Source organism: Acidobacteriota bacterium (genome assembly GCA_034211275.1).
Lineage (GTDB): Bacteria > Acidobacteriota > Thermoanaerobaculia > Multivoradales > JAHZIX01 > JAGQSE01.
The window spans coordinates 24,417-34,000 of sequence record JAXHTF010000055.1; the positions used below are offsets into that span (position 1 = coordinate 24,417).

General features: G+C 67.9%; 9 protein-coding genes. 2 read left to right on the forward strand and 7 right to left on the reverse strand.

Features of this window, described 5'->3' with window-relative positions:
- The first annotated feature begins 3 nt into the window (after window positions 1-3).
- Both SX243_11140 and SX243_11145 read left to right on the forward strand, forming a co-directional pair.
- On the forward strand, window positions 4-963 hold the full coding sequence (locus SX243_11140; protein MDY7093512.1) for a pyridoxamine 5'-phosphate oxidase family protein: 960 nt from the start codon (window positions 4-6) through the stop codon (window positions 961-963).
- Window positions 964-1,078: 115 nt separating this feature from the next.
- Window positions 1,079-1,738, forward strand: a complete 660-nt coding sequence (locus tag SX243_11145) for a hypothetical protein (GenBank protein ID MDY7093513.1) — start codon at window positions 1,079-1,081, stop codon at window positions 1,736-1,738.
- Window positions 1,739-1,849: 111 nt separating this feature from the next.
- On the opposite strand, the gene SX243_11150 is transcribed toward SX243_11145, so the two are convergent.
- The 7 genes from SX243_11150 to SX243_11180 all read right to left on the reverse strand — a co-directional run.
- The gene (locus SX243_11150; protein ID MDY7093514.1) at window positions 1,850-2,272 is read right to left on the reverse strand and encodes a hypothetical protein; all 423 of its coding nucleotides are present in this window, start codon (window positions 2,270-2,272) and stop codon (window positions 1,850-1,852) included.
- Window positions 2,273-2,585: 313 nt separating this feature from the next.
- Window positions 2,586-3,794 carry a glycosyltransferase family 1 protein gene (locus SX243_11155; protein MDY7093515.1) on the reverse strand — a complete coding sequence of 403 codons (1,209 nt, stop codon included), beginning with the start codon at window positions 3,792-3,794 and terminating at the stop codon, window positions 2,586-2,588.
- Complete coding sequence (locus SX243_11160) at window positions 3,791-4,972, reverse strand: glycosyltransferase (protein MDY7093516.1); 1,182 nt, start codon at window positions 4,970-4,972, stop codon at window positions 3,791-3,793. Before SX243_11160 ends, SX243_11155 begins: the two co-directional genes overlap by 4 nt.
- A 70-nt stretch (window positions 4,973-5,042) precedes the next feature.
- The gene (locus tag SX243_11165; protein MDY7093517.1) at window positions 5,043-5,615 is read right to left on the reverse strand and encodes a phosphatase PAP2 family protein; all 573 of its coding nucleotides are present in this window, start codon (window positions 5,613-5,615) and stop codon (window positions 5,043-5,045) included.
- Window positions 5,616-5,780: 165 nt separating this feature from the next.
- The gene (locus SX243_11170; protein MDY7093518.1) at window positions 5,781-6,746 is read right to left on the reverse strand and encodes a hypothetical protein; all 966 of its coding nucleotides are present in this window, start codon (window positions 6,744-6,746) and stop codon (window positions 5,781-5,783) included.
- Window positions 6,746-8,059, reverse strand: coding sequence for a hypothetical protein (locus SX243_11175; protein MDY7093519.1), 1,314 nt, complete (start codon window positions 8,057-8,059; stop codon window positions 6,746-6,748). Before SX243_11175 ends, SX243_11170 begins: the two co-directional genes overlap by 1 nt.
- A 385-nt stretch (window positions 8,060-8,444) precedes the next feature.
- The coding region (locus SX243_11180) for a sigma-54 dependent transcriptional regulator (protein MDY7093520.1) at window positions 8,445-9,584 on the reverse strand (1,140 nt) is incomplete at its 5' end.

Below are 9,584 nucleotides of genomic sequence, written 5' to 3' on the forward strand. Positions count from 1 at the left end.
ATAATGGCTACGAGTTCGGCTCAGCCCAACGATCAAAGCGACGCCTCGAGCCGCCCCAAGCCCAACGCCTGGCACTCCGGGGAGCTGGAGATGCAACGCCGGGCGGGCATTCGTGACAGCCCTCGGTTGCGCGCCGCCATTCACACCGAGATTCCGCAGGCGGCCCGAGCCTTCCTCAGCGACCAGCGGCTGGCTGTGCTGGCCACCCTCGATGGAGATGGCCGGCCCTGGGCCTCAGCCCTCGACGGCCCACCCGGATTTCTTCGTACCCCGGACGAGACGACAGTGGAGATCGCGGTGGGGCTCCGACTCGATCCGTTGGTGATCTCCCACCTCGGGGATCAGATCGAGGTCGGTCTGCTGGTCATCGAACCCGTCGCTCGGAGGCGCATGCGGCTCAACGGTAGAGCCGTCTTGGGGGTGGAGAATCGGCTCATCATTCACACCGACGAGGTCTACAGCAACTGCCCCAAATTCATCCAACGGCGCGTGGAAGCGGAGGATCTGCCGGCACCCTCGCAGCCTGGAGCGCCCCGGAGATCCTCTGGGCTCTCCGCCGAGCAAGAGCGCTGGATTGAAGCCGCCGACACCTTCTTCCTCGCCACCGCCCATCCCGAAGCCGGCGCCGACGCCTCCCATCGCGGCGGCGAACCAGGCTTTGTCCGCGTCGACGGCACCCGCCTCAGCTTCCCTGACTATCGAGGCAACTTCCTCTTCCAAAGCCTGGGCAACATCCTGGTCACCGGCCGCGCCGGACTCCTCTTCCTCGATTTCCAGCGGGGACGCAGCCTGCAGCTCACCGGCCAAGCCGCGGTGGACGACTCCACCGACGGTCGCAGCTTGTTCGCCAGCGCCGAGCGGGTCGTGCACGTGGAGCTCGAGGAGGTGGTCGAGCGGCGAGGAGCCCTGGCTCATTCGTGGCACAGCGTGGAGGGTGGATCCGCGGTGAAGATCGCGCGGTGAGTACCACCCCAGGAGACGGCCAAAGACCGCGTCTGTGGGTGGCGCGGTCAACTTCCTCTCACTTTAAAATAGTCTTTAGATCACCAAAGCTTCACCGAAGGGAAGGAGGTCAGCCATGTTCCAGATGATCGGCTATGACTTTTCACGCCCCCGCAAGGTGAGCAACCTGGAGGAGTTCCTGCGCGCGAAGTGTGGCGACGGCGTCAACTTGCTCAACGGGCCCTGGTTGCTCGACGCGACCCAACTTCCGGCGCAAGTGCTCAACAACCTCAGGGGTCACCTCGCCGCGGTAGAGCAGGACGACTACAAACTGATCGTCACCCGCATTCACATGGGCGAGATCGGCACCGGGCGCTCCAATGTCGCGCAGCCCTTGGTCACTAAGAAGGGAAACCGGGTGCTGGCCGTCGCCTACACCTTGCGCCAGCCGCCGACGCCCAAGGAGAGGGATTTCGAGCTCGGCAAGAAGGACCCCGCCTACCTCGAGGCGGTGAAGGTCCACAAGAAGAAGATGGCCGCCTACAAAGCACGCTACGATCGCCTGCTCAGGACGATGAAGAGCTTCGACGATGCGTGCTCACCGGTGGAGGCCCTATGGTTCGTCTCCACCAACCAAACGGCCCGGGACCTCCACATCCAGATCGAGTCCACCGCCCGCCTATCGCCCAGCGACGAGCTCTTCGTCAGCGAGGTGAACACCAGCTCGACCGGAGCGGAGGCAGGCCTCGAAACGGCGGACCACAACTGGCTGCTCGATCACCACGTCATCCATTGACGCTGGGTGATCGATCGACTCAACACACCAACGCCCCCACCCACTCAATCCGGCGGGCAGGGGCGTTGGCCCAGCAGCTAGCAGCCAGCAGCTAGCAGATGCGGAGGAGGCTCAGTCCCCCATCTTCAGCGCATGGTCCTCCCGGTCACCGGTAGCGCAAGCGCAGAAGTTGCTGGGGATCGCCACCGTCTCGTTGGCCTTGACGGTCACCTCTACAGCCTGGGTGCCGCAGCTCGGCGAGGGCACGAAAAGGATCTTGGCCTCGCCGTCGATATTGGTGCAGGCCGAGGCCCATTGGCTGTCGCCGGAGGCCATGTCCCCCGAGAAGACGGTGCTCATGAAGAACGCGGAACCGATCTTGAGCAGGCAGACCTTGTCGCCGACGGCGATGCCGCTGACGATGCCGTCACACTTGTTCACGAGATCGAAGGAGAGCCCGTTCTGACTCGGGGTATAGGCATCGGCAAAGACGGGAACGCCCGAGACCCAGAGCAAAGCGATGGCGATGCAACCGACGATGAGAGACTTCTTCATGGTCAACCTCCTAGAAACAGTGATCCAGAGTCCCCGCAGTCCTCATGACTTCGGGGACCGCCCCCTGCGGACTTGGGGCACCGCAGGAGTTCCTCGGAGATGCGGGCATCGTCATAGACAACGCCGTGCTCCGCATCTGCCCAGCGCGGCTGGACCTCGACAGCGGGTCGAGACAGAGCGCGAGCAAAGTCCGGCAGAGCATTGGACTCGGTGGAGCCGCTACCGGATTTCCAGGAATTCGTGATCAAGATGACAAAGAGCCGTCAGCTCTCTGTCAGGGCCTTCGGAAGTGACTCAGCGGGAGAGATCGGGGTCAGGAGCCGCCAGTCAAGACCCCGAAGAGAGCTGCCTCGTATCGCTTCACCACCGCATCCCAGCCGGACCCCAAGGCCGTGACGCGGGCGCGGGCACCGATGGCGCGCAGCTCGTCCAGAGGCCGCCGAGCCACCGCCGCTGCCAGCTCCGCCAGCTCCTGCCGGTCGTCGCCGGGGACGGTAAAACCGTTCTCCCCGGACACGATGAGCTCGTGGGCCGCGGCGCGGTCGAAGGCCACCACCACCAGGCCGCTGGCCATAGCCTCCAGCACCACGTTGCCGAAGGTCTCGGTGCGGGAGGGGAAGACGAAGACGTCGCCGCTGGCGTAGTGGCGGCCCAGGTCCTCGCCGGTGCGCATGCCGCAGAAGACCACCTCTGGATAGGCCTCCTCGCTGCGCTGCCGGTGGGGGCCGTCCCCCACCACCACAGCGCGGCTGTCGGGCACCGCCCGGCGAGCCCTGCGAAAGGCTTCGAGGGCGAGGGCTACGTCCTTCTCGCCGGCGATGCGGCCGACGTAGGAAAGCACCGGCGCGGACGGCCGGGCGTCCCAGCGGGCGCGGAGCTCGTCGTCCCGGCGCTGTGGGGAGAAGAGCTTCGTATCCACCCCGCGGGCGAGGACCCCGACGCGCTGGAAGCCGCTGGACTCCAACCCCCGGCGGATCTCTTCGGTGGGCACCAGGGTGGCGGCGGTGCGGTTGTGGAAGTAGCGCATGCCCGCCAGCACCGCACGCCGCAGGAGGCCGTAGCCGTAGTGGCGGCCGTAGTCGTGGAAGTTGGTGTGGAAGGTGCTAAGCACCGGAATCCCCAGCTTGCGCGCGGTGAAGGTGGCAGCGAAGCCCAACGGTCCTTCGGTGGCGACGTGGACCACCGTCGGAGGGTCCTGGCTCCAGCGGCGGCGGAGGCGCCGCGCCACCGGCAGGCCGAAGCGCAGCTCGGGGTAGCCCGGCAGCGGCAGGCCGGGGACCAAGAAGTGCTCGACATCCTCCGCTACTCCTCGACGTCGGGGATGCACCACTTCCACGCGGTGCCCCCGGGCCATCATCCCCCGCACCAGCTGGTCGAGGGTGCGGGCGACGCCGTTGATCTCCGGCGAGAAGGTCTCGGTGACCAGGCAGAGGCGTAGTGGCTCTTCAGCTGGGGGCTCTGAAGGAAGGGGCTCCGAACGAAGAGACTCAGCGGTCCCGCCGAGGGACGACCCCTCGCTCACGCCGGCACCGCGCGGGCTCGTTCCTCGATCCCCACCACGTCGCGGTAGACGCCGAGCAAGCGCTCCGCCATGCGCCCGGCGCTCCACTCCTGAGCCCAGGCCACCGCTTCCCGGCTCAATCGCCCTCGCCGCAACGGATCGGCGAGCAAAGACAAGACCTCTCGGGCAAAGCGCTCCTCGTCCTCCGGCACCACCACCGCTCCGTGCCCGGTGCGCACCACGTCGCGGGTGCCCAAGACCGCAGTGGACACCACCGGCGTCCCCAAGGCCATGGACTCCAGCAGCACCAGGCCTTGAGTTTCGGTGCGCGAGGCGAAGAGGAAGAGGTCCGCCGCGGCGTAGCAGTTGAGGAGCTCGTTCTCACGCTCCAGATACCCTAGGAATCGCACCTGTTCCCCAAGGCCCAGCCGGCGGATCTCCCGCCGCAGCCGGGGGACTGCCGGCCCCTCGCCAGCGAGCACCAGGAGCACGTCCGAGCGCTCCGCCGCGATGCGCGCGAAGACCCGCAGCAGGAAGCCCACGTTTTTCTCGTGGGCCATGCGCCCGACGTGGAGCAACATCGGCTGGTCCGCGGGAATCCCGTGACGGCGCCGGAAGCGCGGGCCGTCGCCGCCGGCCAGCTCCGACGAGCGCAGTCCTGTGGGCAAAACCTCCACCGGGGTGTCGGTACCGTAGGCCAACAGCGCATCCCGCACCGCCGACGAGGGCACGATGAGCCGATCCGCGTCGTCCGCCTGCAGCCGGGAGATGCGCCGCACGAAGGGCTTGAGGAGCCCTTGGGGCAGCGGCAGGTAGTGGTGCAGATAGTCCTCGAAGAAGGTGTGGTAGGTCACGACCAACGGCAGATCGTGGCTCCGGGCGAACCGCCGGGCGGCGTAGTGGGCGACGAAGGGGGTCTGGGCGTGGACCAGATCCACCGGCCCTTCCTCCAGCACCTGGCGCAGCGTCCGCCGCAGCGCCGATCCCTTCATCCAACGGTCCTCCGGATCTCCCAGCACGGCGCGGGAGGCGACCCGCCGCACTCGATCCTCCAAGGAGCGGGCCGGACGCCGATACTCCGGCGCCACCACCACCACCTCGTGACCCCGGTGCTCGAGCTCGCGGAGGAAGGTGGCGATGGAGGTGGAGACGCCGTTGACCCGGGGAAAGAAGACGTCGGTGAGGTAGAGGATTCGCATCGGGGAGCGTGGGCGCCCTTCAACGGAGCGCACCTCCGCCGGCGGCTCCCGCGGGAGCCCTGGAGGTGACTCAGACAAGCGCTAGAGCCAACCAGGCGAGGGTGCAGCCGAGGGCTGCCCCGGCGGCCACGTCGGTGGGATAGTGCAGACCGAGGGCGATGCGCGAAGCGGCGGTGAGCACGGCGAAGGGCACCAGGATCCAAAGGGTCCAGGGGAAGACGGCCCCGGCCAACACGGCGTAAAGGCAGGCGTGCAGGGTGTGGCCGGAGGGGAAGCTGAATTCGTCCAGCGGCGGTTCTTCGGCGTTGAGGCTGGCGCTGACCATGAACGGCCGAGGCCGAGCGGCGCGGGATTTGATCAGCCAGTAGAGCGCGCTGCCGAGCATGCCGGTGACCAGCATGCGCAGCACCGGGACCGCCGCCGCTTCGCCATACAGGCCGAGCAACCCCAGCGCCAGGGCATACCAGGCGGGTCCGTTGCCCAGGCGGCTGACCACTCGGAACAGAGCCAGCACCTCGCGGCGGCAGCCGTCGTGGACGCGCTCACAGAGGGAAAGATCGAAGCGTTGCCAGCCGGGAACGGCGGAAGGGGCGGAAACCGGGGCCGGTAGGGATGCAGATAGTGGGGCGTGGGCTCTCGACATGCTTGGCCTCCAAACGCTGGACTTCTTTCCAGCGTGGCCAAGCTACGCCCCCGATGTGGAATCTCCGCGTCACCGCGGTAACGAGCCGTGGCGGCAGCGTGACGAGGCTGCGTTGGGGGCGCGGGACACACGCCACGCTCCGGTGCCGGCCTCTCCAGCCAGCCTCTAGCTCGAGGAACCGATCACCGTCGAGAGCTCTCCGGTCAAGGCTCGATGGTAGCGCCGGCGATAGCGGCGCCCGGACACCTTGGGGGGCCGTCGGGGCCGGCGCTCCTCTTGGGCCCTCGCCTCGCGGGCCGGGCTCCGGGTGTCGCATAGGGTCAAGGTCAGCAGGCAGGCGAGGCTGAGCTCGACCCACAGGGAGGGTAAGGAGATCCACCCCGCCGCCGCCGCGACAACGCTCAGACCGTGGACCAGGGCGAAGGCCAGACAGGCGGTGAGCCCGCGCTCCCACAGGATCGAGGCGGATTCGACGATCCTCCAACCCTGCTCGGTACGCACCAACGATCCCGAGAGGAGGAGCACCAGCAACCCCAGCCCCATGAACAAAGGCCACAGCACCTGGGCCAGGGCGCGCAGGTGACGGCCCCAGGGAGTCACCGCGCCGCCGGCCACCACCACACAGGCCGCCGAGGGCCTCAAGACCCGGAAGGCTTCCCGCCCCGGACCGACCACCCGCAACAACCCCCGGTGGGTGGGGTCCCGATCGAAGAAGAGGTCGTAGGTCAGATTCAGCGGCTGCTTCGCCGCCCTCGCCGGACAATGGACGGCGAAGTGGAGAACCGAATGGGCGGCACCGCGGCGTTGCCCCATGGTTTGCCCTCGGAGCTCCAGCCGGCAGGCCGTGTGCCCTCGCTGAAGCTCGAGGCGACTCAGCGCATAGGTCGCGATCTCGTCCTGGCGCTGCCGCACCTCGCCCCAGGAGATGGCTCCGTCGTGATTCTCGTCGAGGCCGAGAACGTACTCCAGGTCGCGCAGGGCGAGGGCCCAACGGCCATCGATTCGCTCGCCTTCAATCTCCAAGGTCAGGTAGCTGTCGCTGGCCGGTTGAGCGTCGGCGGAGAACACCGGCCCGCTCAGCAACGCGGTCAGCAGAAGGGCCGGCAGGCCGGATAGACGGTGCGCGCGCATCAGCTCACCTCCTCCAGACGCCGCGCCAGTCGAGCCAGGCGCTGCTCCTCCCAACCGGTCTGGTCGAGGAACCCCAGCACCGGTCCCGCCAACTCCGGGCGACGGGCAGACCAAGCCGCCTCGAGGACCAGTCGCGCATCCTCGGGACGCCGCTGCCGCTGCCAATTGCTCAGGGCCAGACGGAGAGCCTCCCAGGATCGCTGCTGGCAGCGCAGACGGAACCGCGCCTCATCCGCCAGGTGCCGCCGGCTGCCCTCCCGCCGAGCGGCTGCGAAGCGAGCCTCGAGGTCGGCGGCGTGGCGCTGGTAGGCGACCAGCCCCAACCGCTGCTCCGCCTCCGCCAGCCGTACCAAGAGGGTCCCCACGGAGGTCCTGTCTTCGAGCAATTGAATCACCTCGCGGCTACGGTCCTGGTCGAGGAGAAGGTCGGCGTAGCGAGCGAGGAGCTCGATGTTGGCGGGGCTCGAGCGCAAAGCTTGGCGCAGGGAGTCCTCCGCTTCCTCCAATCGCCCCCAGCGCATCGCCAGCTCGCTGAGGGCGCTGAGCACCTCCACCCGCGTCGCATCCTCCACCGTGGGAGCCAGGCGAAACTGGCGCCGCAGCCGGCGGTAGTTCCAGATATTGCCCAGATCGTCCACCAGAGCGCGACAGGCGGCGGCCCGAAGCTCGATCTCCGGATCCTCGCGGGCCAGGCGATGAGCGGCCCGGCATCCGGCCCGGGCCGCCTCGAGATCTCCCCGGATCCGATGCAGCTCCGCCTGCTCTAGCCAACCCTTGGCGCATTCGGGGCGTAAATCCAAGTATTGCTCCAGATCCCCCGTCGCCGCCTTCAGGTCGTGAACGCTCCGACGCTCCGCAGCGCGCAGCAGGAGCACCGGATGGGGAGGTTCGGTGAGCTCCCACCAGGGCGCTAGAGCCGACTGCAGGTAGCCGTTGAAGCGTACATCCCCGGTAGCCTCCAGCAGGTGGAGAAAAGCCCAGCCCAAGTCCAATGCCAGGGGCAGGTTCTCCGGATCGTCGGCCAACCGCTCGCGCTGGAGGCGGAGGTGCCGCATCTCAGCGGCGACGACCTCGGGAACGCGCTCGAGAATGACCTCGTCGTCGCCAGGAGACAGATCCTCCACCGGTACCGGCGCTGCACCGGAAAGCCAGATGGTGGCGAGAGCTGAAGCCAGAACCACCAGCATCGCCACCGCCCAGCGGTCCAGGCGGCGGGCTCGGAGCCGCCGAAGAAGCTGTCGAGGAAGCTGCAGGGGCGAGATTCGGTGGTGGCGAGGGTTCGAGTCCAGGAACGGCTGGTCTGAGCTCATCATCGTCTCCTTCCTTCAGGGACCCGTAGCGGCGGGGTCGTCGGGGGGGACGACGAGCAAAACCGGGGGCGAAAATTCGATCGTTCGTGCAAGGCTCTCTCAGGAGCGCCGCTCGTTGATCTCTCTCGTCCAACGCCGGTGACGAACCGGAACGTTTTCAGAGTGAAGACAGGAGACTTCAAGGCAAGGTGCGTACCAGATGGGAGAACCCCTGAAAGTGGGGCGTCTGGGCGGGATCGCGCGAGACCTTCTCATCACCATCCCGGATCCTCCTGAGACGGCTTGAGACAGCCTGCGACAGGCTGGAAGGCGACGAAACCGGTGGTGGCAGAGGGAGGAGGGACCGGAACCCCGACGGGACTCGACGGGACTCGACGGGACGGCGGCGTCAAGGCCGGGGAATGGAGTATTTCTTCATCCAGCGGTAGACGGTGGCCCGGCTGACTCCGAGAATCTCGCCGGCGGATTCCGGATCGCCCCCCGCCTCGTCGAGGGCTTGGCGCAGCTCCTCCCGGCGGCGCTCGTCGCGGGGGCTCCAGCGAGGCTCCAGATCCTTGGTGGACGCCAGGCCGGCGACGCCGGTCGCGCCCCCCTCCACCAGCTCCCGGGGCAGCATGGCGGCGGTGAGCACCTCGCCCCGATGCAGCACCACCGCCTCCTCGATGAGGTTCTCCATCTCCCGCACGTTGCCCGGCCACGGATAGGCTTCGAGCTGCCTCAGGGCCGCGGCGTCGAAGTCCCGAAAGCCTCGCTGATGGCGCTCCGAGGCACGCCGCAGGAAGTGCCGGGCCAGCAGCAGCACGTCCTCCCCACGCTCGCGCAGCGGCGGCAGCCGTAGGCTCACCACCCGCAGGCGGTAGTAGAGATCTTCCCGCAGCCGCCGCTGGCGGATCTCTTCCACCGGGTCGACGTTGGTGGCCGCCAGCACCCGCACGTCCACCGGCCGGCCGCGGCTCGCCCCCACCCTCTGCACCTGATGGTCCTGGAGGAAACGCAGCAGCTTGGCCTGAACCGCGTAATCCATCTCCGCGATCTCATCCAGGAAGAGGGTGCCGCCATCAGCCTGCTCGCAATATCCGGCGTGAGCTTCTCGGGCGCCGGTGAACGCCCCCTTCTCGTGGCCGAAGAGCGCGCTCTCGATGAGCTCGTGGGGGATGGCGGCGGCGTTCACCGCCACGAACGGACCCTCCCGGCGGTTGCTGGCGTTGTGGATGGCCCGCGCCACCAGCTCTTTGCCGGTGCCGGTCTCCCCCAGAATCAACGCCGAGACGTCGGTGGGAGCCACGTTCTCGATGTGCTGGAAGAGCTGGCTCATGGCCCCGCTACGGCCCAGCAGGCCGTGGAAGCGGTCGCGGGCAGCGGCGGGCCCCGCTTGCTCCTGCTCCACCCGGCGGCGCGATAGCTGATGGACCTCGAGGGCCGAGACCACCGCCTTGCGCAATCGCTGGTAGTCCAGGGGCTTGGTGATGTAATCCGCCGCTCCGTGCTTCATGGCCCGCACCGCCGCCTCCACCGAGGTGCTGCGGGT

Bases quoted from the DNA above. Each gene is read 5' to 3' on its own strand.
- SX243_11160 (MDY7093516.1), bottom strand. From the start codon at position 4,972: ATGCGAATCCTCTACCTCACCGACGTCTTCTTTCCCCGGGTCAACGGC.
- SX243_11140 (MDY7093512.1), top strand. From the start codon at position 4: ATGGCTACGAGTTCGGCTCAGCCCAACGATCAAAGCGACGCCTCGAGC.
- SX243_11150 (MDY7093514.1), bottom strand. From the start codon at position 2,272: ATGAAGAAGTCTCTCATCGTCGGTTGCATCGCCATCGCTTTGCTCTGG.
- SX243_11145 (MDY7093513.1), top strand. From the start codon at position 1,079: ATGTTCCAGATGATCGGCTATGACTTTTCACGCCCCCGCAAGGTGAGC.
- SX243_11165 (MDY7093517.1), bottom strand. From the start codon at position 5,615: ATGTCGAGAGCCCACGCCCCACTATCTGCATCCCTACCGGCCCCGGTT.
- SX243_11175 (MDY7093519.1), bottom strand. From the start codon at position 8,059: ATGATGAGCTCAGACCAGCCGTTCCTGGACTCGAACCCTCGCCACCAC.
- SX243_11170 (MDY7093518.1), bottom strand. From the start codon at position 6,746: ATGCGCGCGCACCGTCTATCCGGCCTGCCGGCCCTTCTGCTGACCGCG.